The organism is Paenibacillus sp. FSL H3-0321 (assembly GCF_038002865.1).
In the GTDB taxonomy this organism is placed as follows: Bacteria; Bacillota; Bacilli; order Paenibacillales; family Paenibacillaceae; genus Paenibacillus_AQ.
Window position 1 is genome coordinate 2,035,131 of the sequence record NZ_JBBODH010000001.1, and the last position, 25,060, is coordinate 2,060,190.

General features: G+C 49.5%; 17 protein-coding genes and 1 pseudogene. 1 reads left to right on the plus strand and 17 read right to left on the minus strand.

Features of this window, described 5'->3' with window-relative positions:
* Positions 1 to 27: 27 nt before the first annotated feature.
* The 8 genes from MHI45_RS09065 to dcuS form a co-directional block, all read right to left on the minus strand.
* On the minus strand, positions 28 to 999 hold the full coding sequence (locus tag MHI45_RS09065; RefSeq protein ID WP_076113959.1) for an alpha-ketoacid dehydrogenase subunit beta: 972 nt from the start codon (positions 997 to 999) through the stop codon (positions 28 to 30).
* Positions 996 to 1,952, minus strand: coding sequence for a thiamine pyrophosphate-dependent dehydrogenase E1 component subunit alpha (locus MHI45_RS09070; protein WP_076113983.1), 957 nt, complete (start codon positions 1,950 to 1,952; stop codon positions 996 to 998). Before MHI45_RS09070 ends, MHI45_RS09065 begins: the two co-directional genes overlap by 4 nt.
* A 321-nt stretch (positions 1,953 to 2,273) precedes the next feature.
* Positions 2,274 to 3,098, minus strand: coding sequence for a pyruvate, water dikinase regulatory protein (locus MHI45_RS09075; protein WP_076113958.1), 825 nt, complete (start codon positions 3,096 to 3,098; stop codon positions 2,274 to 2,276).
* A 23-nt stretch (positions 3,099 to 3,121) separates the two neighbouring features.
* Positions 3,122 to 5,827: a pyruvate, phosphate dikinase gene (gene ppdK / locus MHI45_RS09080; protein ID WP_179091864.1), complete on the minus strand. Its 2,706-nt coding sequence runs from the start codon at positions 5,825 to 5,827 to the stop codon at positions 3,122 to 3,124.
* Between the two features lie 61 nt (positions 5,828 to 5,888).
* A complete protein-coding gene (locus MHI45_RS09085) occupies positions 5,889 to 7,052 on the minus strand; it encodes an NAD(P)-dependent malic enzyme (RefSeq protein ID WP_439823193.1) in 1,164 nt (387 codons plus the stop codon).
* A 304-nt stretch (positions 7,053 to 7,356) separates the two neighbouring features.
* Entirely contained in the window at positions 7,357 to 8,712 is a 1,356-nt protein-coding gene (locus MHI45_RS09090; protein WP_083675915.1) for a 2-hydroxycarboxylate transporter family protein, read from the minus strand.
* A gap of 188 nt (positions 8,713 to 8,900) precedes the next feature.
* Positions 8,901 to 9,608 carry a response regulator gene (locus MHI45_RS09095; protein ID WP_076113956.1) on the minus strand — a complete coding sequence of 236 codons (708 nt, stop codon included), beginning with the start codon at positions 9,606 to 9,608 and terminating at the stop codon, positions 8,901 to 8,903.
* Positions 9,609 to 9,610: 2 nt separating this feature from the next.
* Positions 9,611 to 11,218: a DcuS/MalK family sensor histidine kinase gene (gene dcuS / locus MHI45_RS09100; RefSeq protein ID WP_083675914.1), complete on the minus strand. Its 1,608-nt coding sequence runs from the start codon at positions 11,216 to 11,218 to the stop codon at positions 9,611 to 9,613.
* Between the two features lie 137 nt (positions 11,219 to 11,355).
* On the opposite strand from dcuS, the pseudogene MHI45_RS09105 reads away from it, so the two are divergent.
* Positions 11,356 to 11,513: pseudogene (locus MHI45_RS09105) on the plus strand (IS3 family transposase); the annotation flags it as partial.
* 122 nt (positions 11,514 to 11,635) lie between these two features.
* Here the strand turns inward: MHI45_RS09105 and MHI45_RS09110 are convergent.
* The 9 genes from MHI45_RS09110 to dhaK all read right to left on the minus strand — a co-directional run bounded on the left by MHI45_RS09110 (position 11,636) and on the right by dhaK (position 25,058).
* Positions 11,636 to 13,099: a glycosyl hydrolase family 28 protein gene (locus tag MHI45_RS09110; RefSeq protein WP_076113955.1), complete on the minus strand. Its 1,464-nt coding sequence runs from the start codon at positions 13,097 to 13,099 to the stop codon at positions 11,636 to 11,638.
* Positions 13,100 to 13,202: 103 nt separating this feature from the next.
* Entirely contained in the window at positions 13,203 to 14,789 is a 1,587-nt protein-coding gene (locus MHI45_RS09115) for an extracellular solute-binding protein (RefSeq protein ID WP_076113954.1), read from the minus strand.
* An 81-nt stretch (positions 14,790 to 14,870) separates the two neighbouring features.
* The gene (locus tag MHI45_RS09120) at positions 14,871 to 15,743 is read right to left on the minus strand and encodes a carbohydrate ABC transporter permease (protein ID WP_256718262.1); all 873 of its coding nucleotides are present in this window, start codon (positions 15,741 to 15,743) and stop codon (positions 14,871 to 14,873) included.
* A 29-nt stretch (positions 15,744 to 15,772) separates the two neighbouring features.
* Positions 15,773 to 16,747: an ABC transporter permease gene (locus tag MHI45_RS09125; protein ID WP_076113953.1), complete on the minus strand. Its 975-nt coding sequence runs from the start codon at positions 16,745 to 16,747 to the stop codon at positions 15,773 to 15,775.
* Between the two features lie 50 nt (positions 16,748 to 16,797).
* Entirely contained in the window at positions 16,798 to 16,938 is a 141-nt protein-coding gene (locus MHI45_RS09130; RefSeq protein WP_179091863.1) for a hypothetical protein, read from the minus strand.
* Between the two features lie 25 nt (positions 16,939 to 16,963).
* Complete coding sequence (locus tag MHI45_RS09135; protein WP_179091862.1) at positions 16,964 to 19,177, minus strand: helix-turn-helix domain-containing protein; 2,214 nt, start codon at positions 19,175 to 19,177, stop codon at positions 16,964 to 16,966.
* A gap of 341 nt (positions 19,178 to 19,518) precedes the next feature.
* Positions 19,519 to 20,870 (minus strand): IS3 family transposase gene (locus MHI45_RS09140; protein WP_144024538.1). Its coding sequence is split into 2 segments (ribosomal slippage): positions 19,519 to 20,483 and positions 20,483 to 20,870, totalling 1,353 coding nucleotides; the frame shifts between segments, so codons are not numbered across the junction.
* 140 nt (positions 20,871 to 21,010) lie between these two features.
* Positions 21,011 to 23,158, minus strand: coding sequence for an alpha/beta hydrolase family protein (locus MHI45_RS09145; protein ID WP_341118980.1), 2,148 nt, complete (start codon positions 23,156 to 23,158; stop codon positions 21,011 to 21,013).
* Positions 23,159 to 23,294: 136 nt separating this feature from the next.
* Positions 23,295 to 25,058: a dihydroxyacetone kinase subunit DhaK gene (gene dhaK, locus MHI45_RS09150; RefSeq protein WP_341118981.1), complete on the minus strand. Its 1,764-nt coding sequence runs from the start codon at positions 25,056 to 25,058 to the stop codon at positions 23,295 to 23,297.
* Between the last annotated feature and the right edge of the window lie 2 nt (positions 25,059 to 25,060).

Here is a 25,060-nt window from a genome sequence, read left to right on the forward strand (position 1 = left end):
TTGCTTACTGACATTTCCTGAGCCTGATCAGAACATGCTCTTGATGCCCTGAATAATATCATCCGTATTTGGCAGCACATAGGCTTCCAGCGCCGGAGAATAAGGAACGGGAGTATTAAGTGCACCGATTCGCACAACAGGAGCATCCAGCTCGTCAAAACACAGCTCGGAGATCATGGCGGACAGTTCACCCCCGAACCCGCCCCGCTTCACTTCTTCGGTTACAACAAGCGCCCGGTGCGTTTTGGCGACTGAGGCGAAGATCGCTTCCTGGTCAAGCGGGTAAAGCGAGCGCAGATCAATAACCTCTGCTTCAATTCCTTCTTTCGCCAAAGCTTTTGCAGCACTAAGCGCATCATCCACTTGCTTGCCATACGTAATAATGGAAACGTCGCTTCCTTCCCGCTTGACACTGGCTACGCCAAAAGGAATCGCGGCAACCTTGTCGTCCACCTCATATTTCTTGGAATACAGAACCTTGCTCTCGATATACACCACCGGATTGTCATCTTCAATCGCGGTCAGCATCATCCCCCAGGCATCCTGAGCGCTGGAAGGATAGACCACCTTAAGTCCAGGAACATGCGTCACCCAGGCCTCCAGTGATCCGGAGTGCTGTGCCCCCGCACTGATTCCACCACCTGCCGGTAGCCGCAGTACGAGCGGCACGGAGATTTTGCCGCCGAACATGTATCGCATCTTCGCAGCCTGATTCACCAGTCCGTCCATGCCGAAGGTCAGAAAGTCAATGAACATCAGCTCGGCAACAGGTCTCAGCCCTGTTGCTGCTGCCCCTACGGAAGCCCCAACAATAATTCCTTCGGAAATCGGGGTATCCCGTACCCGCTCTTCACCGAATTGCTCCCAGAGCCCCTTCGTTACCCCGAAGGTTCCTCCGTACGGCCCGACATCCTCCCCAAGCAATACCACATTCGGGTCCTCCAGCATTTTGCTGCGCATACCTTCACGGATTCCTTCACCATAGGTCATTTTTCTCATCTGCTGCGCGCCTCCTCAACGATATCGGAATAAATACCTTGAACCGAAGATTCCAGAGCCGGATAATCGCTGGCAAAAGCGAAATCAAGCGCCTCCTGAATCTCCCCGTCAACCTCATCCTCGATCTGCTTCAACTCGTCTGCCGTCATTAGCTTGTGCTCCATAAGGTAATCCTCAAATCTGGGAATCGGGTCCTTTAGCAGCCAGGCCTCTACTTCTTCCTTCGGTCGGTATGCTCCCGGATCACCTTCGAAGTGTCCATGCTGTCTGTATGTTTTGAATTCCAGCAAGGTAGGACCTTCACCATCTCTCGCCCGCTGTACCGCCTCTTGCACATGTTCATACACCGTAACCACATCGTTGCCGTCGGCCGTAAGGGAAGGCATGCAATAGCCCTCGGCACGTTTGGCAATATCCTTGATCGTCTGATGTCTGGCCTGGCTGACCGATATCCCATACAGATTGTTCTCACATATAAAAATTACTGGCAGCTTCCATAAACTCGCTAAATTCATCGCTTCATGAAATGTGCTCTGATTCGTGGAAGCATCTCCGAAAAAGCACACGCTAACCTGATCGCTTCCTCTATAATGAGCGCTCCAAGCCGCCCCGGTTGCAATCAGATGGCCTGCACCAACAATTCCATTGGCGCCCAAAATGCCCAGCTCCGCATCTGCAATATGCATAGAACCGCCTTTGCCTTTACAGTATCCGGTTTCTTTGCCGAACAGCTCTGCCATCATATATTTCAGATTCCCGCCCTTGGCCACGATATGTCCATGCCCCCGGTGGGTACTCGTAATATAATCGTCATCCCGCAGATTGGCGCATGCCCCGACGGCTATTGCTTCTTCCCCGATGTACAGATGAACAAAGCCCGGTATTTTCCCTTCAGCAAAAAAGGTGGATGCAGTCTTTTCAAATTTCCGGATACTCAACATCTTCCGGTACATCCCGCTAAGCAATTCTTTTGAAATATGCAAGTGAATCCCTCCTCTTGATTTGGCCTTCACCTATATACAGAGCAAATTTCGTGCCAACTTTGCAGGATTCACTAATTTTATTTTTTCCAGGCCGGTTTCCTTGAATTATAGCTGTCAGATGGGATATCCGGTCGAGTGAACGGCGGCAGCAAAAAAACACTCATTCCCAAAAAGGGAAAAGAGTGTTTGAGATTTTCCCATTATGGGAAAGTTCCCGAATTGGGAATATGGATGAGTTAGCCAAAAGCTTCCGCTTATAACGTTCTAGCAGCATAATGTTCCATTACAAAATCACGAAAGGTCCTGGAATCTCTCTTGTACCATGCACTCCATGATAAGATCTGCTGATTCTTCAATAGATGTGCTGGTAACGTCAATAACCGGGCAGCGCAGACTTTTCATCAAAGCCTCGGCCTCGTTATATTCCTCCAGTACCTGAAGCTCGGATACATAGCTGGCACCCGCTCCGAGTCCAAGCATACGCAGGCGTTCTGTACGTATTTTGATCAGGGCCTCTATATCCATCGTTAGGGCAAAAAGCCTGTGTTTACGGATTTGCCACAGCTCCATAGGAGGTTTGACTCCTGGAACCAGCGGCCAGTTGGCAACCTTGTACCCCTTGTAGGCCATATACATACTAAGAGGAGTCTTCGAGGTGCGGGATACTCCGATTAACACAATGTCCGCCAGCAGCAGCCCGCGCGGGTCGCGTCCGTCATCGTACTTCACCGCGAACTCGATGGCCTCAATCCGGCGGTAATAATCTGCATTCATGTCATACAGCAATCCAGGCTTCATCAAGGGTTCAAGCTTAAAGGTGCTTTTGATGGTTTCCATCATGGGACCCATGATGTCTACTATATCTACACTCCATTCGGTACCTTCCCTTTGAATGGCTTCGCGCAGACCCGGCTGGACGAGCGTGTAGGCGATGAATGACTGCTCTGTATGTGCCAGCTGCACCAGTTCGGCAATTTCCTGCTCAGAATTTATCCGCTTGAAGCGGCGCACAGCAGGATTGCCAAGATCAAATTGCTGCATCGCCGCCCGGACCACCCGATCCGCCGTTTCACAGGCCGAGTCGGAGCAGATAAAGATCTGCCGCTGCTTGAACATGTCTTTCCCCTCCGTCACCGGGCTCACTCGATTGGAAGGATTACCGCTTCCGCCTTCTTGTTCGCCGCCTCATCCCGCGCGGCAATTACCGCTTGCGCTGCTGCCATCCGGGCATACGGTATCCGGTAAGGCGAACAGCTCACATAATCAAGCCCCGTTTGCTGGCAGAAAAAGATTGAGCTTTGATCTCCGCCATGCTCTCCGCACAGCCCTGTTTTGAGAAAGGATTTTTTCTCCTTCCCTCTGGCAACGGCCCACTCAATGAGTTTCCCCACACCCTCCTGATCCAGCATCTGAAAAGGATTCCCGGATAGAATATTTCTGTCCAGATAGCTGTTCAGAAATTTACCTTCGGCATCGTCGCGGCTGTAACCGAACGTCATCTGTGTCAAATCATTGGTGCCGAAGGAGAAGAAATCCGCATGCTCGGCAATCTTGTCGGCCATAACAGCCGCCCGTGGCACTTCAATCATTGTGCCCACCCGGTAGGAAATCGACTTGAACGCTTCTCCGAGAACCTCTGATGCCACTTTATCCACCAGCGCCCGCAGCTCCTTTAGCTCACGCGGGTCTCCTACCAGCGGGATCATAATTTCCGGCCGTACTTCAATTCCATTGTGTGCGGTAGTTTTGGCAGCCCGAAAAACTGCCTCGATCTGCATATCATAGATTTCCGGGAATTGGATGCCAAGCCGGCAGCCGCGCAGGCCCAGCATTGGATTTTTTTCCTGCAGACTGCGGATTTTGGCGATCATCCGCTTCAGGCGCTTCTGCTCTTCCAAACCTCCGCCTGTCAGTTGTAATCTCCGCAGCTGTTCTCCGAGCTGCTCCAGATTGGGCAAAAATTCATGGAGTGGCGGGTCCAGCAGCCGGATGGTCATCGGCAGCCCATTCATCGCCTTGAACATATCCTCGAAATCGGACTGCTGCATGGGAAGGATGCGTTCAAGCAGGCTCAGCCTCTCCTCCCGGCTGTCGGCAAGGATCATGGACTGCACTGTGGGCAGCCGGGTGCCCGTGAAGAACATATGCTCCGTCCGGCATAGCCCTATACCCTCAGCTCCCAGCTCCCGTGAGATGCGGGCATCCTGCGGGGTATCTGCATTTGCGTAAATCTTCAGTTCCCTGATCTCATCAGCCAGACCCAGCAGCTTCAGCAGCTCGGGAGTCATCTCCGGATCGCTCAGCGGCACATCCCCGGCATATACACGGCCGGAAGTGCCGTCAATAGAGAGGACATCTCCTTCTTTCAGAATGTGATCACCCAAATAAATGATCCGCTCCTCCGCATCTATAGACAGCTGATCGCATCCGCAAACGCAGGGCTTGCCCATGCCTCTTGCCACAACAGCCGCATGGCTGGTCATTCCTCCCTGGGCGGTAAGCACACCTTCAGCGGCGAGAATGCCATGAATATCCTCAGGCGATGTTTCTGCGCTGACGAGCATAACTCGGCTTCCGTTCTGCTTCCATGCCTCTGCCGTTTCTGCATCCAGCGCGATCATCCCGGATGCTCCACCAGGCGACGCTGGAAGTCCGATAGCCAAGGGCTTCAGCTCCTCAAGCGGAGCGACGGAACGGTGCAACAGCTGGTCCAGATGGCCCGCATCAATCCGGCAGACGGCTTCTTCCTTTGTGATCTCGCCCGCTTCGTACAGATCAACGGCAATTTTCACTGCCGCCTGGGCTGTACGCTTGCCGCTGCGGGTCTGAAGCAGGTACAGTGTCCGATTTTCAATTGTAAATTCGATATCCTGCATATCCCTGTAGTGCGCCTCCAGGCCGGATGCCAAGGCGGCAAGATGATCGTAGACCTCAGGCATGCCTTCCCGCAGCTCCGCCAGCCTGCGGGGTGTCCGGAGACCGGCCACCACATCTTCACCCTGGGCATTAATCAGGTACTCGCCATACAGTTCTTTGGCTCCGGTGGACGGGTTACGCGTGAACAGAACGCCAGTCCCAGAGTCCTCTCCTTTGTTGCCAAAGACCATCGCCTGCACATTCACTGCAGTTCCCTGATCATGTGGAATGGAGTAAAGCCTGCGGTAGACTTTGGCCCGCGCATTATTCCAACTGCGGAACACCGCCCGGACAGCCATATTCAGCTGCTGGTAGACATCCTGGGGGAAGTCGATTCCGCTGTGCTCCTTAACCAGCAGCTGGTAGACACCGGTTAATTGCTTCCATTCCCCGGCGGTTATCTCCCCGTCGCTCTCACGGCCTGCATGGATCTTAAGGTTCTCCAATTGCTGACTGAACAGTAGGGAGGGGATGCCGAGCACGATCTCGCCGAACATCGCGATGAGCCGGCGGTAGCAGTCATAGGCAAAACTTTCACTTGCAGTCTGCCGGGCCAGCCCCAGAACGGTTTCATCATTCAGGCCCAGGTTCAGGATCGTGTCCATCATACCCGGCATGGATGTGACCGAACCGGAGCGGACGGATACCATAAGCGGCTGATTGGCGTCACCGAACCGGCTGTCCTTCACTTTTTCCAAGGTGGAAATTGCCCTTCTGATCTCGGACTGCAGTTCACCGGACAATTGCCCCCCTTGCTTGTAATAGCTTTTGCAAGCATCCGTAGTGATCGTAAATCCCGGCGGAATGGGCAGCCCCAGTGCTGTCATCTCAGCCAGGTTCCCGCCCTTTCCTCCCAAGAGTTTGACCATAGAGGCATTTCCTTCTTCAAACAGGTAGACCTGCTTCTCTGTAATTTGTTCAGCCGACATCTTTGTATTTCCTCCTCTACAGCAGCTCTTATTATTGCCGGAATACGTTTCTATTCAGAAATCAGTTCACACCCGTGAGCAGATTTTTTCTGGCTGCGCCGCTTTTGAACGCTGCCTGGGCAACGGCCATGCGGATTCTTTCAACCACCCGCGGATCAAAGGCATCCGGAATGATATATTTCTCATGAAGCTCGGACGGATCAATAACCGAGGAAATCGCCTCTGCTGCCGCCAGCTTCATTTCATCATTAATATCCATGGCTTCACAATCCAGCGCGCCTCTGAAAATACCGGGAAAGCACAATACATTGTTAATCTGGTTCGGATAGTCGGAGCGGCCTGTCGCCATTACTCTTACATGCGGCGCAGCGATAGCGGGATCAATTTCCGGGGTTGGATTCGCCATGGCGAACACGATCGGATCTTTGGCCATATTCAACACATCATCCAGTTTCAGCACTCCCGGTGCAGAAACCCCGATAAAGACATCCGCGCCTTTGATTACATCCGACAGCCCGCCGGTTTCGAGGCCCGGATTCGTGATTTGGGCAAATTCGCTCCAATGGGTCCGGTTATAGGTCTCAAGCCGGTTAATGGCACCCTCCCGGTCTACTCCGATCAGGTTCACGGCCCCTGCGTGCAGCAGCATTTTGGAAACGGAGATGCCTGCTGCACCTACGCCGTTCACCACGATTTTGACATCCTTGATATTTTTGCCGCATACCTTTAGCGCGTTCAGCAATCCGGCAAGCACTACGATGGCCGTACCGTGCTGGTCATCATGAAATACCGGGATATCCAGCTCATTTCTCAGTCTCTCTTCGATCTCAAAGCAGCGGGGAGAGGAAATATCTTCAAGATTAATGCCTCCGAATGTAGGGGCGAGCGCCTTCACAATAGCGATTATTTCTTCCGTATCTTTAGTATCGAGGCAGATTGGCACGGCGTCGACATTCGCGAACTGCTTGAACAGTGCCGCTTTTCCTTCCATTACCGGCATGGCCGCTTTCGGCCCAATATCCCCGAGGCCCAGCACAGCGGTTCCATCAGATATGACAGCCACGGTGTTTTTCTTCGTTGTCAATTCATAGGCCTGAGCCTGATCCTGTGCGATCGCCTGACAGACCTTTGCCACACCCGGCGTATATACTTTGGACAAGTCGTCTTTGGTCCGGATCGGATTTTTCAAGGTTGTTTCGAGCTTTCCGCCTTTGTGCAGAAGCATGATTTCTTCCAATAATTCCACAATATCTCCTCCGCTCAACTGGTTTACCGCTTTTTCAATCCATTTCTGATCCTCCGGCTGCTCTACGGAAATTACGACATCGGCAGCGGTCAGGTCCGTGCGAAGCTCCTTCAGCTCTGCATTTAGCACAGTGCCTTTATAGTTCTCGGCGATGCTCACCAGGTTCGCAAGATAATCGCTGTTGCTGCGGTACTGGACACGAAGCGTAAACACATGAGATTTTCCGCTAAGTTGATTCATACTAATCGCCTCCTGCATGATGTTTTGCCATGACTTGCGTTAATCAGCCACCCCATACCGAGATGAGCAGCGTTGCTGCAACAACCGTGATCGCTCCTCCGATACGTGTGGAAATCTGAGCGAACGGCATCAGTTCCATACGCCCGGATGCTGACAGAATCGCCACATCGCCCGTTCCGCCGAGACCGCCGCGGCAGCCGGTTACTATCGCCGCTTCCACGGGGTACATATTAACCCATTTGCCGATAAAATAGCCGGTGAGAATCATCGCGGCGATAACGGTAGCGCAGACGATAATATAAGGAATCGAGATCAGGGCAGCCACATCCTCCAGCGGAATGTACAACATGCCAAGTCCCACCATGAGAGGCCAAGTTAATGTCCCGGAGACAAATTTGTAGAGCTGATAAGCGCCTTGCTCAATTTTAGCCGGCAGCAGCTTCAATACTTTCAGCAGCGCTGCTGCAAAGATCATCAGGATCGGACCCGGGATGCCGATGAATGGCGACAGCAAGTGTCCGGTAATAAATAATCCGCAGGCGAAGAGCAGTCCGGCGCCCATCAGCAGGAAGTCGGGTTTTTCACTATCATAGGTGCTTCCGCCCAGCTTCTGGCCGTCTTTCGATTTCACCAGAACGCCATTGCCGGTAATTGACGGATTTTTATCGGCCATTTTCTTGAGCAGCCCCGCTCCGATAATTGCGAACACATTGCCGATAACCGCCGCCGGAATCATTTGGGCCACATAGGAACCGGATTCGCCGCCGAGAATCTGCGAGAATGCGATGGACAGCGGGAGGATTCCTTCACCGACACCGCCGCCTATAATGGGCACGATAATGTAGAACAAGGTACGGTGCGCGCTGTAGCCGAGCAGCATGCCCACGCCCAGACCCGCGCCTACCGCAACAATGGTTCCGGCCATCATCGGGATAAAGATGCGGATGAAGCCGCTGATTAATGTAGTGCGGTTCATTCCGGTAATACTTCCAGCTACCAGAATTGAAATATACAGATAGAGAAAGTTCGACGTCTTCATCAGCGTGTTGACCGATTCGGTAACCGAAGGGTCGAGCACATTCCAGAACACCAGGAACGACGGAATCATTAGCGAAAGGATTGCAGGGCCTCCGATATTTTTCAGAACCGGAAGCTTGAAACCAAGATCACTGAGCAGTACGCCCAAGACGATAATTACCGCAAATCCGCCGATCATATCGTTTGGCAGTTCGCCGAGTACAGATGCCGCAAATATGATGAGTGCAAATACCACATACAGCGGAAGCGGAATGACACCCACCTTTAAATGCGTGACCCGCTGTGCAAAGCCTTTTTTTCCTTGCTTCAGTACATGCTGCTCATCCGGTACTGCAAGTGGCGGTTGAATTGCTTTTTGCATGTTATCCTTACCTCCTTAACTCTTTTACAAATTCATCATAGCTGCTTTGAAAGCGCTTTTGTTTTTGTGTAAATAATGAAGAGGTTTTGTAAATTATTAAAGTAAGCGCTATCAAAAAATACAGATGTGAATAAGGGGGTAAAGAAAAAGCCCCCGCTGCGATTTCGCAGCAGGAGCTTCCAATCCTGTTAAATGTATTGGGTAACCAGCGTTCTGCCATTGGGGGCGATCCTGTATTTCTGTACCGGCCTGCCCACACTTCCGTAGACCAGATCCATTTCCAGCACACCCATCTCCGTCAGCCCGACCAAATACTTACCGGCAGAAACCCTGGAAATTCCTGACATCACCGAAATATCCTCCGCAGAAAAATACTCCAAATCGCAGGTCTCTACCGCTCTCCAGATGGTCTGCAGTGTCTGACGCGTGAATCCCTTGGCCAGCTCCTGTGAAGCCGCCCGCTCCTGCTTGAATCTGGACAGCTTGTCCAGCTCAGACTGGTTCAGACGTTCCTGTGTGCGGAACAACCGGTTCTGCTCCTTGTATCCGTTCAGCGCTGCACGGAATCTGGAAAATTCAAACGGCTTAATCAAATAGTCCACAGCTCCGTTTTGCAGAGCCTCCTGGATGCTTCCCTTGTCGCTGGCCGCCGAAATAACGATGACATCAATCCTTAATCCTCTCCGCCGAATCTCGGACAGCAGCTCCAGCCCGTTGCTCTCTTTCATGTAAATATCCAGCAGAATCAGGTCATAGGAATTCTCCCTCAGCATGTCCAGCACCTCCTCTGCAGAGCTGGCCCAGCCTTCGGCACAGAATCCTTCAACCTGCTGCAAGTAAAATTTATTCATCTCCGAAACCATCGGATCATCTTCAACAATAAGTACCTTTATCATAGTTAGTTATCATCACTCTTCGCAATATAGGGTAACTGCACAATAAACTTGGTTCCTTCACCTTCACGGCTTTCCCAATGAATCGTTCCGCCCAGCTTGGCCACGCTCCGGTGCACCAGATACAACCCGATGCCCCGGTCCTTGCCTTTGGTGGAATAGCCCTGTTCATACAGGTGATCTCCGTTTACGATGGAAATACCTGTACCATTGTCGACAACCTTGAGTGTAAGCCGGCTGTCCTCATGCCGGAATCCAATCTCTATCAGCTTGTTGCCTGCACCTTGCACAGCCTCCAGGGCATTATCCAGCAGGTTGCCGGCTATAGTGACCAGTTCCCGGGATACTTCGTGATTGGCAGACTCGGGCAGCATACCGTCGTCCAGAATGACCAAACGCACATCCGCCTCCCTGATCCGGCTGAGCTTTCCCAGCAGAAATCCGACCATAACCGGGTCTTTGACCAGTCTGACCACGGAGTCCGCCTCTGTCTGGATACTAAGCACAATATCCGTCAGATATTCTTCCAGCCGGTCGTAGCTGCGCATATTGGTCAGCCCCATGATCACGTGCAGCTTGTTCATAAATTCATGAGTCTGGGCACGCAGCGCCTCCGCATACAGAGATATCCCCGAAAGCCTCTCCATCAGAAGACTGATTTCGGTCTTATCCCGAAAAGTGGCGATGGCTCCTTCGATGATTCCGTTCACCCTTACCGGAACCACATTCACCAGCAGCGTGATGCCGCTCTGCTCCACTTCCTTATCCTGCAAAGGCTCGCCATTATTCAGCACTTTCTCCATCCGCAGGAGGGGCCAGAATTGATCCACCTGCCTGTTGACCGGGTCCTGGCTCATGCCGACGCTGCCCATCAGCCTTCGCGCCTCTGCATTAACCAAGGTGATGCGGGACTCTTTGTCTACTGCCAAAATCCCTTCCTTGGTGGATTGAAGCATGGCGCTCCGCTCCTCCAGCAATTTGGCGATTTCCCCTGGCTCCATACCAAACATCATCCGCTTTATTTTGCGTGCCAGCAGCACAGCCCCGGCGATGCCCATAAGTCCGCCAACCAGTATCCCCGAGTAGATGATCCACTGATTCTGCTTTACAGCTGAGTGGACGCTGCCAAGTGAAATCCCCACGGCCACTGCACCGATCAGCTTGTGATCTGGTCCGAGTATAGGTGAAAACGCTCTCACAGAATAGCCCAGTGAACCTTGGGCAATGGAGATTTTCTCCTTACCGTGCAATGCATCCGTCTCATCCCCTCCCATGAAATGCTTGCCGATCAAAGCAGCATCGGGATGGGAACGGCGAATCCCCTGCATGTTCATAACAACAACAAACTGGACGTTATTAATGGCGCTGATTTCGGTTGCGTAATCCTGAATGCTGCCAGAATCCGAATTTTCCAGCAGACCGTTAATAACAACTGGTGTGCGCGAAACGGTGCGGGCAATGGTTATAGCCTTGTTCTCCAGCGATTCCTGGGCTTGCCGGGAGAACTTCATGCCAAACATCACATACACAATCAGCAGGACGAGGGCGACGATCAGGCAGATCATCAGGGTGATTGTTGTCTGAAGGCGCAATCTCATTTTCCCAATTCTCACAGTGTTCCACCTTCAAGAAATTTTTCTAGATTATAACGCAAAAGTTCTGAAAGCGCGATACTCCCTCTTCTTAAATCTTTTAGAATCATCTTTACTAGATGAATATTCTCAAAGAATATCCACACAAAGTGAGCTGGCTGCTTCACAGTGACCAGGGCAGCGTATATACATCAGGCCTATCACGCTGCAAAAAGAGAAAAGGCATTACCATGAGCATGTTCCGTAAAGGAACACCCCGCTGATAATGCCCCTATCCTAATCGTTTCATTCCACACTAAAGTCTGAAACGTTCTACCCCGAGGATCTCAGCAGTCGCCAATGGATTTCCGGCGACTGGCAGCTTAAACTTGCAAGGTGTTTTGACCCCTGTCTCACAAACGGGGTGCAGTCCCAAAAGCTTAGATCACTACGGTCATATTATTTACTTGAAGGGCTTAATCTATGGATCTGTCTTTTCACTTTACTCACATATGCTCCGATAACAACATCTTGCGAAAGATCCATTAGCCTGCCATTTATCGTTACATTCTCAAACCTCACGTTCTCTACCCTGTGGGTTTCATCATAGCCTGCTATTTGGGATGGATTAGTGCAACTGCCGGAATAGCATATATTTCGGAACAGAATATTCCGGATGATCTTACCGGGAGCTGGATTGTATTTGAGGTTCTGAAGCACTCTCAGGTTAAACAACTCTCCGAGTTCAAAAGGTTCAATGCGTATATCCTCGTAAGTAACATTCTGTACCGTGTTATTGTCACCCGCATTGATCGCCAGACATCCCCAATAGTCCGGCTGAGGCTCGTGATGTTCAAGAATATCGATATCGTGGAATAGAATATCTTCAATCACATCCCCATTGCCTTCATGGTTGCCGTGCGTCCCGATATTGGCCGGATGGGCTACATCCGCCCAAAGAATCGAACGGGTAACGGCAACTCTGCGGGTATCGCCCTGGTAATCACCGCGCGAAGCATAGATGGCGATACAATCATCCGAGGTGCGGAGAAATACACTGTCGATCTTCACATCCGAGCAAGCCATCATATCTATGCCGTCAGACCAGCCGCGGGCACTGAAGGTTTTGATATTCCGGATGTCGATTCGCTCTGATTGTCCCAGCAGAACCGTATAATGGGGCGGATCAATAACCGTAATGCCTTCAATGGAGATGTTCCGGGAATAGCTGATCTCCACGCCGCGGTAATAGGTCGTCTTCTCGAAATCCGACATAAACAGAACCCCTCTGCCGCGAATCTGCACATCATGGACATGACTGCAAATAAAACCGCCATAGATTACAGCGCCGCCCGCGACATAAATCAACGTATTGGAGGGTACTTCAAGCCGGGCTGGATCCAAGCGGTGAATGCCAGGTGCAAAATAAACCACCTTGGGTTTCTCAGCTGCAGGCAAACTAGCCAGGATCTCCTGGATTTCTGCTGTGACATGGGTTCCCGCTTCCAGAGTAAGCACTTCCGGACCGGCGATAGCCGGGATATTCTCATCCATTGGATTGGCGAAAATATGCAGGTTATGGAACCTTTCCCCGTCCGCTTCCAAGGATAGCTGCCGCGGGCCATCCAGCCGGAGTAGCATCACATTCCTTTCGCATTCACAGTTTATATCCGCCGATAGAGGACGAATAACAGCTTCCTTAACGATTCCGTCATTCTTCACAATCTCCAGTTCTACCGGCCCGGAACAATCAAACGAGACCATGGAGGCATTGCGCACTTCATGCATATCGACCTTCACATTGTGGCAGAACAAGGGCTGCCATTCCCCCTGCGGCCTGCGGACCTTCACCGAGAAATCCGGGTTTCCAGCGGCACCTTCCGGCACCGGATATACTACCAGCTCTGTATTTGCTTCCTGCATGATGTTAGACTCCCTCCGGCATAGTGAGGAGACCGGCTTAGAAGCGGGCACGTTCTCCGTGTACCGCTTAAGCCGGTCTTCCGTTTCTCACACTAAGTTCATTTTACTTGCTGCGTTCCTCATAAATCTTTTGTGCTTCATCAAGTTCCGTCTGGCCGCCGGAATTGAGCCACTGGGACCGGAAATCATCAAAGTCTTTATCCGTATTGGATTCGCCGGAGATCGCCTTGATATAATACTGCGCCTGAAGTGTATTCAGGATGGCCTCATACTGCGCTTTCGTTGTCATCACCGTTGACTGCATCAGATCGGTCAGGACCGTTAGCCCCTCCACATTCGTCAGTTTTTCCTTGTAAGCAAGCTTTTCCGGGGAATAGTGGTGCTTCATCATCGAATTGACCTTGCCGCCAAAAGGATTGTAGAAGCCGGTACCTAACTCACCCATTAATTCCGTTCCCGTTGCCGCTTCTGTAATTACCGCCAGATCACCTTCCAGATTATAAGAGTTTCCTTTTTCTCCAAAGGCTGTGGTCAGATAACCTTCATCATCGCTAGTGACATATTCAAGAATCTGCAAAATTCTGATCCGTTTGGCTTCATCCTTCTCAAGCTGTGCGCCGAATAACAGTGGCGGCTGCAATGCTCCGTTTGCCATGGCATATTTCTTGCCATCCGGACCGGTGAACGGGACCCCTGGAACCAGTTCAATGCCCTTATCCTTAGAGACCAGGCCAAAGTAACCGTCGTCATATAAATGATGCCACATTCCTGTCTCGATAAGGCCGGTGCGCAGGCTGATAAATTTGGTTTGAATTTCGCCGTTGCCGTCGGTAATAAACTCGGGATCGATAATCCCTGCTTTATACCATTTATTCAGCAGCTTCAACGCATTGCGCGCTTCCTCCGTAACCGCACCATAGGTCACTTTGCCATCGGCATCCAGCTTAAACTGGTAAGGAGCTACACCGTAAGCCGCGAACACTGTATTGAACAGCTGTGCCTGGGCATCCTTACCGCGTCCTGTTAGGCCATACGTGTCTTTTTTGCCGTTGCCGTCGGGATCATTATTCGTGAATTTGGTCAGAACATCTTCAAGCTCCGTAAGATCCTTGGGCGGCTCGCTGTATCCGACGGCCTTCAGCCAATGCCCGTTGAAGGCGGGAACAAAGCCCGTTGCACCTTCACCCCATACCTTTGGTACACCCCAGTTTTTCCCGTTGTAAGTACCAGGGTCCCAGGCGTTGGGATCAACGCTCTCCACATCCGCCGTATATTTAGGCATGTATTGCTTAATCTCCTCTTTGGAAATGCTGGCAAGGATGCCCTGATCCGCCCATTGCACCATATCGCCGACAGTTCCGTCCACCGATATAATGTCGGGGATTTCACCGGAGGCCAGCATTACGTTAAATTGTTCTTTCCAGGTTGCTGTCTCAAAGGTAACATTTTTAAACTTGACATTAAATTTCTGCTCCAGAAACCTCTGGACATAATTGTTGTCCGCTTTCGGTTTGTTCCAGTTGTTGGCGAGCGTAATTTCAATCGGTGCTTCTTTACCGGCATTTGCGGCTTCTCCGGCATTGTTTTCTTTAGCCGCCTTATTGTTCCCATTGCTGCTGCAACCGCTCACAATCAGCGATACTGACATGGCCAGCCCCAGCATACCGGTGACAAGCTTCTTTTTATTCATTTCTAATAGCCTCCCTTTTGATCGTTAGCAATTTTATAATTTCATCAAACTGCCGTGAAAGGCAGCTTGAGCAAACACCGGTTAACCTTTAAGCGATCCCACCATGGTTCCTTTGACAAAATACTTTTGCAGGAACGGATAGACAATAATGATCGGCAGCGCCGTGAACATCAGGGTAGCCGCTTTAATCGGCTCTGCATAACCCAGTTCAGAGCCCTTAACATCGTTCGCAAACAGGGAGAGATTCTCTCCCGTGATAACCACCCGTCTCAGGAAGGTCTGCAGCACCTGCTTGGAGGGGTCCTGTATGTAGAGAACCGCGTCAAACCAGGCGTTCCAATGTCCCACCGCCGACCATAGCGACAATGTTGCAATGACGGGCAGCGATAACGGAAGTACAAGCTGAAACAGAATGCGCAGATCATTGGCTCCATCAATTTTAGCCGAATCCTCAAGCTCGTCGGGAATCTCCTGAAAGAAATTGCGCAGAATGAGCATGGAGAAGGTACTGATGAGACCGGGAATAATATAGACCAGGCGCGAATCCAGCAGTCCCAGGGACTTGATCAGGAAATACGAAGGAATCATCCCTCCGCTGAAAAACATCGTGAACACAATTATCATTGTGTACACATTGCGGTGCGGCAAGTATTTACGGGAGAGCGGGTAAGCACCAAATGACATGAACAGGATGGAACAAATGGTGCCAACTACGGTACGAAAAAGTGTGTTTCCGAACCCCGTCCAGATATCCGGATTGCCCAGCACTTTCTCCCAGGCGAATAATGAGACCTTCTGCGGGTACAAATGGATTCCCAGTCTCAAAGCTTCCGCCGGTGTGCTGAACGAAATGGAGAGCATATGGACGAACGGATACAACATGACGATACATAAGATGATCATAAAAGTAATTAAACAGGCCTGAAAAAGGGTACTACCCCAACTATGTTTCACTGCTTTATCCTCCTATCCGGTTTTTCCGTTTAAAAGATGCCTTGCTGTCCCAGCTTTTTAGAAATAAAGTTCGTAGTCAGCACCAGAGCAAAAGCGATCACATTCTTGAACAAGCCGACCGCCGTCGTCAGGCTGAACTGGAAGTTCTGCAAGCCAACCCTGTAAACATAGGTGTCAAGAATATCTGCCACACTATAGGTCGCAGGTGAATAGAGGTTAAGAATCTGATCAAATCCGGCATCCAGCACACTGCCAATCCGCAGAATAAACATCAGGATAATGACCGGTAAAATCGTCGGAAGAGTAATGCTGAGGGTCTGCCTCCAGCGGCTAGCTCCGTCCATGACGGCAGCTTCGTACATTTCGGGCTGTATTCCGGCGAGCGCGGCCAAATAAATGATCGTCCCCCAGCCCACTTCTTTCCATATCCCCGAGGTTACCAGCGTGAAGCGGAAATAATTAGGATTGCCCAGGAAATAAACCGGCTCTAGTCCCACAAGCTGCAGCAGGTAATTCACCACACCGCTCGACGGGGACAGCAAGGTGATCAGAATTCCCGAGAGAATGACCCAGGAAAAAAAGTGCGGCAGATACGTCAGCGACTGCGCAACCCTTTTGAAGGTGCTTGAGCGGATCTCGTTGATCAGCAGCGCGAGTATAATCGGTGCGGGAAAGCCGAAGGCAATATGCAGAAAACTGATCGTAACCGTATTCTTCAAAATCCGCAGAAAATCAGGGGACTGAAAGAACAGGAACTCGAAATGCTTGAGGCCGGCCCACGGGCTGCCCCAGATGCCATCCATAATCCTAAAATCCTTAAAAGCCAGTTGAATACCGTACATCGGGGCGTAGGCAAACACTGCGTACCAAATCATCACTGGAGCGAGCAGCAGAAACAGGTATCTGCATTTTTTGTACTCTCTCCAGGTTGCTGCAATTCTCGACGGCCGGGCATGGTACAATTTCTTCCCTCCGTCAATTTCCGGACGATTCACCGGGTTCATGTTGACTGCTCCTTTCCAAAATCCAAAATCCCTCAAACCACATTCCCATCTTAGGGTCCTGAAAGCGCTTTTTCCATTGCAACTTCATTCGAATCCTTATAAAATCTTTCATTTCTGCCCTTAAAGGCATAAAAAAAGGCCGTTGACTGGATAGCATAACCAAATGCTCCAACCAACAGCCCTATCATCATCCTGTTTTTCCTTATCGTTTTCTTGCTATTCGTTCTCTAAATACAAGCTATCGAGGGCCGCCAGCTGCGAGTTCCGGTATTGGACGGGCGTGACACCAAAACGCGTCTTAAATTTGCTGTGAAAATACTGGGGATTACGATATCCGACCTGCGAGGCGATCGCCGACACCGAAAGACGCGGCTGGCAACGCAGCAGATCCGCAGCTTTTTCCAGACGCAGCCGGGTTACATACTCTGTAAAAGACTCCTTTGTCCCCTCACTGAACAGTGTGGAAATATAAGCTGGAGCAAGCGATACTTCCTTTGAAAGAATCTGCAGGGATAAATCCTCGTGTAAATGGTCTTCAATGTAATTTTTCAGAGTACGGATCAGATCGGTATGCGCATGGTTGCCCGAATATTTCAGATGCTCGGTAATCTGCATGGACAGCACCCGTATCCCTTCAACCGTACCGGCGAGCGTGTCTTTCTTTAATTCATCAAAGATATTCGAGTGCGGCAGAAAGTGCTGCAGCTTAAGCTCAATAACGGATTGATACAACTGCATAATCAGCTGAAGCAAGGCCAGTTCCACCGCCTCAATCTGCAGCTTGCTTTCCCGGAGAGTCTGCAGAAAATGATCAAGGAAGCTGTTCACGCTATCCTCGTCTCCCGCCTGCAGCGCATTTTTGAAATGATCGTAAGGAAACAGATAAGGCGCCGTATTCAGCTCAACGATACTGGAATAGGCAACAATGGAATCCTTCCCGTATAAAAAATGATATCGGTCCGCCTGTTTAGCCATCTGGTAGGAATCGGCGATTTCCTCCGGGTTGTTCACTATCGTACCGATGGCTGCCCCGAAGCTTGACGCTTGCTCTGAAGACTTAGTTTGCTGCAAATCGGCCAACATAACCCTTTCCGGTTCCGGCTCAGCCCGCGGAATATAATAAATAATAGCCGCTTCCTGCTCATTCAAGGCGACAACTACGCTAGGCAAGGAGTGGTCCATCCGCTCATAATGGTCCTTAAACTCTTCACTGCCCTCTTCAAGGTTATTCAGATAAACTGTGCAATAGCTGTAATCCGGCCTGATGAATGACTCTACCTCCATTTCCAGGTTTACCCCTAGCAGCAGATTTTTCAAATCATTTTTTCTGGCCTGTGTTTCCAGATTCACTATTTTCTCTTCCAACAAATTAAAGGTGCTGCCAATAAACGCATATTCATTGCCCCATAACGTGACAGAACCCGGTGACTGCAACCCTTTAATCTGCATTACCAGTTTTTTCACCGGAATATACAATTGCTTGGAGAAAAAGAATGACATCAAAAGACCAAACAGCACGACCGCCCCGCAGCTGATGAAAAGGCTTTCCTTCAACTGTTCGGAAGAAAGTACAAAAGAATTCATCGGGCGGTACATCGCATATGTCCAGTCATGCGCCGAATGGGCCGGCTCCAGATACGAAAGGACGGCTTTGCCTTCTGACTCCTCGGTGATCTGTTTGCCGTTCCGCCTGTTTTGAATCGTTTCCTTCAGCAATCCGCCTAAAGCTTCATCATACTCCCCCGTATGAAGAACGGCCTGCCCGGAAGGGCTAAAGATATACAGCCGGTCAGCCGCAGAGCTGAGCATTTGGGCTGCCGCCGTCTGAAGATACTCCATGCCTACATCGATAAAAAAGTATCCCATGGTCGGCACACCCGGTGTCTCATAAGGCAGTTTAATCACGTAGGTCATGACCTGACTTCCATCCGCCAATGTCCGGAACAGCCATTCTTTAGGCTTCACCCTGTTCAGCTTTAAGATAAACGCCGCTTCCTCCGAATTCTCAGTCTTCATATAAAATTGACTGGAATCCACCACATAATTATTGGCCGGGAAATAAACGGTGACATTGCTGAGCCCTTCATTTTCGATCCTGTAAAAATCAAGATCCTGCCGGAAGGAAGCAATACGGCTCAAATTCCCCTCCCAGCTCTTGTTGAGTAGCAGATTCAAATTGAAATTTTCCTGGATAAACCGGATGGAGAGCGCTTTGTTTTGCAGATTATCTTCGTATTTCTTAAGTACTGTCTGTTCGATATAATCCTTGGCGGAATTCAGCCGGTTCTGATTGTCTTTAACAATCTCATCCTCCATGATTCCATTGGTTTGGGTATACCAATACCCTCCCATGATGCCAATCAGAACAACAGACAGGATCGTATAAGACATGATAAACCGTATGAAAATGGTTTTTTTATATTCGGGCATATACATCATCCCCCCTCTTTGTCTCACTCATCGCTTTACATTTTCCATTATAAATGCGATTCCGGTGCTGTATAGCTTGCAGGTATTGAACTGTTCTTACGGCTTAACCTATCAAAATCATCCTCCGAACACCAGTGTAAAATCATTAAATTCATTCCGTTTTCTTTAAAACACCAAGTAGAAATGGCTTCGCCGTCCTCAAAAGGACGGTATCCGTTTCAGCGAGAAATAGAAGGATAATTTATAGCGTGAAGCATATAAATTTTTATATTTTAAAAAAAGTCCCGCAGCTACGCTATGAACTGTGACCGTATTTGTGGAAAGTTTAAAAAAGAAGACCTTTAAGAAGCGGTTAATAGGTGACTCCTGAATTCATCGGGAGTCATTTTTTTTAATGCCCATTGATATCGCTCGGAGTTATAGTAGGCGATATAGTCATCCACCCTTGTTCGTAATTCCACGAGAGTCATACATGACTTGTACTCCAAATCATCCTTCATATGGCCAAAGAAGCTCTCGATGGCGGCGTTATCCCAGCAGTTTCCTTTCCGTGACATGGACTGTGTAAACCCAGCTTTGTGTACGAGAAGGCGGAATCTAGGATGAGTATAGTGCATTCCTTGATCCGAGTGTAACAGAGCTTCTGGATGAATATTGCCATCCAGTCGTTCAAGTAGTTTCTCCAGTGTTCGTTCTACAATTGGCATGGCCAATGACGAAGAGAGGTAGTGAGCTAGAATCTGTCTCGTAGCCCCGTCTTTCACCACGGATAAATAAGCACATTGTCCATCGCCATAATGCATATAGGTAATATCCGTCAGTAGCACTTTCTCGGGCTCTCTTTGGTCAAACTGACGCTTGAGTAAGTTGGGACACGTTTGGTGCTCTTGTGTGGCTTTTGCCATCTTCCGATAGGGATTGGCTTGCCGGATCGTAGCAATGAGCTTATATTTTCGCATTAATCTTCGAATTTTCTTATGATTCATGATGATACCGTTCTCCCGTTCCAGCCTCATCTTCACGACCAATGCTCCTGCTCTACCATTTAAAGCATCATAGTGTTTCTTGATGAGGAAAGCGTCACGCTCGTCCGCTTCCTCTCGCAACTGTCTGGCTTCCTCAACAGCTTGCCAACGGTAATATCCGCTTAAGCTCACACTGGCTAGCCTGCACAAATAACGCGTCACTCGCTGCAAACCGTGCTTACGTATCGTTTGGTTAATAATTTCAAAGCGCTCGGAGGGTGTCAATGTTCCCTCTGCATCTTCTGCTTTTCGAGCGCCTCTAGCTTTTTTAAAAAATCGTTCTCCATCTCCAAAAGCTTGATTCGTGCCTCTGCACGTTTGAACTTTTCCTCGATAGAAAGTTCTCCAGCTGGTCGTCTGCCCGGGGATCCCTTTCCTCGTTGTTCCTCTAGTAATCCAGCATCTCCCAGAGCATTGTACGTATTACGCCAACGGGTTAGGCAATGCTTAGGCTTCTTGCGACCGATAATATCTACGTCAAATCCCGCACTAAGGAAGATTTCCATTGGAGTTTGACCCTCCTTATAGGCCTTAACCGCAGCCAACTTAAACGTTGACGAATAGGTGATACTCTTTTCCGTCACGTTCTCTACATTTGGATTGTTCTCTAGTAGTTTAATCTCTTTTTCGTTGAATATTTTTGAGCTTCCTCTTGTTTTATTATTCATGAAGGCTTCCTCCGCTATTTCGCTATTTCGATTAAAACACAAATGACCCATAAGAGGGTCACTTTTTTCAAAGTTTCCATCTTACGGGTCACAGTTCAGCTAATAGCCCGGGACCTTCTTTAATTTTGTCTCTCGTTGATCTAAACCAGATTCCAGAACATTGCCGTATTCGCTGCTGTAATCATGGTGAACAGAATCGTGTTCAAGAAGGAGGCCAGCCACACATTGTTAGTTTTCTCAAAAATCTTCCGGGCATATACAGCAGCTATTACGAGAAGCGGCACCATAGCGAACAACAGAATACCGTTTAAGGATTGCCCTGGATACAGCGCAACACCCGTAATGAAATCTTTGCCATATTGAGCGGCCATCCAAAGAATAAGTCCGCCCACATTCAGAATAATGGATAGCAGATACCCCCTTTTTTGCCCTCTTGTATTGGCATTTAGTGCAACAACACTGACAAAGTAGTAAATAAAGAAAAATGGCATATACCGAAGCCCCGTGATCAAATGCTCGATTTCAAAGGTACGTACAGCAAAGGTCCAAAAACGGAAATCTGTGCCAGCTACTGCCTGCACGGCGAACAGCAGCAGGTAACCGACAAACACAGCAGCAATGGCAGTGCACAAGCTGGCGATGATGGTAATAGAGTTCAGATGGATACCATAGCTGCTGAATTTCGTACCCGCCTGCTTTTTCGAGAAATAGTAGAACGCACAGGTTATAAAAGCAATAATGAGACCGGAGACAAGTGCCCAATATCCAATCTGGTTTGTTGTAGGTTCGTTAAAGTAAGAACTGGTCGAGAGAATACGAGCCGATTTCTCAAAGACGATCCACATAACAAGCGAAATTACCGCCAGCAACGCACTTCCTATGCCTATGTTTTTCATTTTGGCGCGGGCATCCGGGTTCGCCTTCTGGCTATTGGCCAGAATAAAGCCTGCGGCAGCTGCAATCAAACAAATGACCAGCAGGATCATGGAAATTACACTCAGAACATTCAGTCCATCCGCTTGCTTATCCATTAACGTAGGGAACAATATGGCCGGAAACAACGTCGAGAACACAATGGCTGCCCAATAGGCGATTCTCTGCATCCCGGTTGAAGGCGCGCCTACGGTGGTTGTGGAAGCCGTGGCCGAACGCTTCAGGAATGGAACCTTCAACAGTAAGCTGATCAAGGGAACCAGAAGTAGAAAGAAGCCCACTAATGCTATCCCATTGCCCGCTTCTTTCACCCACCAGATTTGATTGCCTGAACCAAGGCCGGCGTTTGTCTGGTTGGGTGAGGTCACACCTTTAAAGGCATGAGCATAAAAATCAATAAAGTTGGCGGTTGCAGTTTTGGAAAAATGGTTCCACGGGTGAGTCTGGCTAGGTGTAAATAAGATATGCTCACCGCTCTGCGCTGGACGAACGACCTTATCTTCAAGCTTCAATTCTCCAGATTCTACAGTGTAGAACTTTCCCGTCTCTGCAGCCGGATTGTCCGCGGCAAGTCCAAGGAACCCTTTGCCCGAGATCGTTGCCGCAAAATCCTTTTCCGTAACGGTCCCCTGTACTTTCTTCTCTGTGGCACTCTTTTCATCATCCGACTTATTGAAGAAGAACTCATCATATTTACCCGCAATCATGCCTACTGTCCGGCTGCCAAAAGCAGCTTGAATCTGATCCTGAGGAGCAACCGCAGAGGCGTAAGAGAAATCGGCGCCCGCAGAAATCCCGGCATAAATCATGCGCTGTCCGGTCTGTAACGAGGTCAGTTCATCCATGTACATAGCTACCAATGAGGAAAATCCGCCCATCGAATGGCCGCTGACCGCGACATATGCGTTACCTTTATCATCTTTTTTGGTGTAATCCTGTTCAAAAATGTACTTGGATGCGTCAAATTGGGAATAAACCCAGAAGGTGCCGAATAAGTCCTTCACGGGGATGTCACTTTCCCAGCGCGAATCACCATGATCATACATATCAAGCGCCAGGACAATATAACCCCGTCTGGACATTTCGATCGCCGGAGCATCCTGCATTTCTTTGGTATTCAAATAGCCATGTGTCGTTATGATTACCGGTCTGGGATCCTCTGCACCGGCCCCATCGGGTGTATAGAGCAGCCCGGAAAGTGTGCCGTGATCCGCCTTGAATTTAATTTCTTTCACGTTCACCGAGTAAAATGAAGTGTTAAACGTATTGGCGATCAGACTGCCAAGAATGATCAGACTCAAGGCTAAGGCCAGCAAGCCCTGTGGTTTTTTTAATTGCGAAACCATTTTACTCATTATAGATAGCTCCTTTGTCTTGAACTTATGGGGTTACATCATCACAGACCCCTGAATGTAAGCGTTATCAATATTCGCAATAGGTATAGCAGCGCTAAGAGATCTAACGCTGATACCTTTTGAGAATGTAATCTTTTTATTTCAATTGATCCGAAAGCTCCTTAAAAATAACCCCAAGCGCATAGGCACCCGCATCCGGATATCCAATACTTCTTTCGCCAACAGTGCCTGCGCGTCCCATACGTGCCACAATAGCTTCTGTCTTTTTGGCTCCTTCAATGGCTGCATCGGCACCCTTCACAAAAGCGGTTTTGAAATCATCTCCGGCCTGACTGCTCTTCGACCAGGAATCTGCACAAGGCACAAGAGCGTCGATCAAGGTTTTGTCCCCCACCACGGCTCCACGCCCGAATGAACGTTCACCGACTGTTTGTATGCCTTGTACAGCGGCCTGCATCATGTCAGCAAATTCAGAAACACTTATTTCTGTTTTCGCACCAACAGCCTTACCCGCTGAACGGAATGCAGAACCCCAGATCGGCCCGGAAGCCCCTCCGCAATATTCCATAATAACCAGTGAACAAGCATTCAGAAAGCTCCCAATGTCCGCTTGGCTATGTGTCAGAATATCTTTCCACTCCCGCTTCAACTGCCGGAATCCTTTGGCAATACTCATCCCGAAATCGCCATCACCGGCATGTGAATCCAGTTCACAGAACGGAACTTCATTTCTAATAATGATTTCGCTCATCTTGTCTAACAGATAGACGAAATTATCGAGTGTAAAGGTATCGCCATTGATCTTGGCATATGCTTCAGGTGTTTCTGTCTCAAAGGATACGGATGATTCTGTGAGATTGTCCTGGGCAATATCAACATACGGAACGCTTTCCGTAGGCCCTGAAACTTTGAAGGCAGGGGTATCGCTTTCCTTGAATAAGAGCATTTTCAGTTCTTCGTCCAATTTCAGAAGAGTGATGGAGGCTCCGGCCATATCAATGCTTGTCATATAGTTTCCGACGAAGGTTTTACAAATCTTAATATTTTTCTTCTCTGCTAATTCCCGGGTCACGGCGTTATTTAACAGATACAGCTCCAGCAGCGGAGTTCCCCCAAACCCGTTAACGAGTAGTGCAATCTCGGAAGAAGCTTCGCCCCCGATCTTTAAATCCGCTAAAAGTGCCTCCACCATACGTTTTGCCAGACTATCGGCAGTTGCGATTTTATCGCGGCGGATTCCCGGCTCCCCATGAATGCCGACGCCATATTCCAGCTCATCCTCAGCAATTTCGAAGGTGGGGGTTCCCTTGGCAGGAACCGTACATGAGGTTAATCCGAAACCGATGCTGCGAACATTTGCAGCCGCTTTCTCCGCAGCGGCTTTCACCTGCGCCAGACTCCAGCCCTCTTCTGCCGCCGCCCCGGCAATTTTATGCACCAGTACAGTTCCGGCAACTCCCCGGCGTCCTACCGTATATAAACTGTCCTGTACCGAAATATCATCATCTACCCGGACATAATCTACTTCGATTCCGTCTTCTTCAGCCAAAAAAGCTGCGTTCTTGAAGTTCATCATGTCACCGCTGTAATTCTTTATAATCATCAAGGTACCCTTATTGCTGGCGGTTGCCTGAATGGCCTGATACACCTGAATCTGGGACGGGGAGGCGAAAATATCTCCGCACACCGCTGCATCCAGCATGCCTTTCCCCACATACCCTGCATGGGCAGGCTCATGTCCGCTGCCGCCGCCACTAATCAGGCTGACCTTGTTTTCATTGATTTCTTTTTTCTTAATGATTTTATACTTCCTCACAAATTCAAGCTCCGGATGGGCCATGGCAATGCCATTGCACATTTCAATGACCGTGTTCTCCGGCTGATTGATGATCTTCTTCATGG

Coding starts and splice junctions, on each gene's coding strand:
- MHI45_RS09065 (WP_076113959.1), bottom strand. CDS start 999: ATGAGAAAAATGACCTATGGTGAAGGAATCCGTGAAGGTATGCGCAGC.
- MHI45_RS09070 (WP_076113983.1), bottom strand. CDS start 1,952: ATGTACCGGAAGATGTTGAGTATCCGGAAATTTGAAAAGACTGCATCC.
- MHI45_RS09075 (WP_076113958.1), bottom strand. CDS start 3,098: ATGTTCAAGCAGCGGCAGATCTTTATCTGCTCCGACTCGGCCTGTGAA.
- ppdK (WP_179091864.1), bottom strand. CDS start 5,827: ATGTCGGCTGAACAAATTACAGAGAAGCAGGTCTACCTGTTTGAAGAA.
- MHI45_RS09085 (WP_439823193.1), bottom strand. CDS start 7,052: ATGCTTCTGCACAAAGGCGGAAAGCTCGAAACAACCTTGAAAAATCCG.
- MHI45_RS09090 (WP_083675915.1), bottom strand. CDS start 8,712: ATGCAAAAAGCAATTCAACCGCCACTTGCAGTACCGGATGAGCAGCAT.
- MHI45_RS09095 (WP_076113956.1), bottom strand. CDS start 9,608: ATGATAAAGGTACTTATTGTTGAAGATGATCCGATGGTTTCGGAGATG.
- MHI45_RS09110 (WP_076113955.1), bottom strand. CDS start 13,099: ATGCAGGAAGCAAATACAGAGCTGGTAGTATATCCGGTGCCGGAAGGT.
- MHI45_RS09115 (WP_076113954.1), bottom strand. CDS start 14,789: ATGAATAAAAAGAAGCTTGTCACCGGTATGCTGGGGCTGGCCATGTCA.
- MHI45_RS09125 (WP_076113953.1), bottom strand. CDS start 16,747: ATGAACCCGGTGAATCGTCCGGAAATTGACGGAGGGAAGAAATTGTAC.
- MHI45_RS09130 (WP_179091863.1), bottom strand. CDS start 16,938: ATGATGATAGGGCTGTTGGTTGGAGCATTTGGTTATGCTATCCAGTCA.
- MHI45_RS09135 (WP_179091862.1), bottom strand. CDS start 19,177: ATGCCCGAATATAAAAAAACCATTTTCATACGGTTTATCATGTCTTAT.
- MHI45_RS09145 (WP_341118980.1), bottom strand. CDS start 23,158: ATGAGTAAAATGGTTTCGCAATTAAAAAAACCACAGGGCTTGCTGGCC.
- dhaK (WP_341118981.1), bottom strand. CDS start 25,058: ATGAAGAAGATCATCAATCAGCCGGAGAACACGGTCATTGAAATGTGC.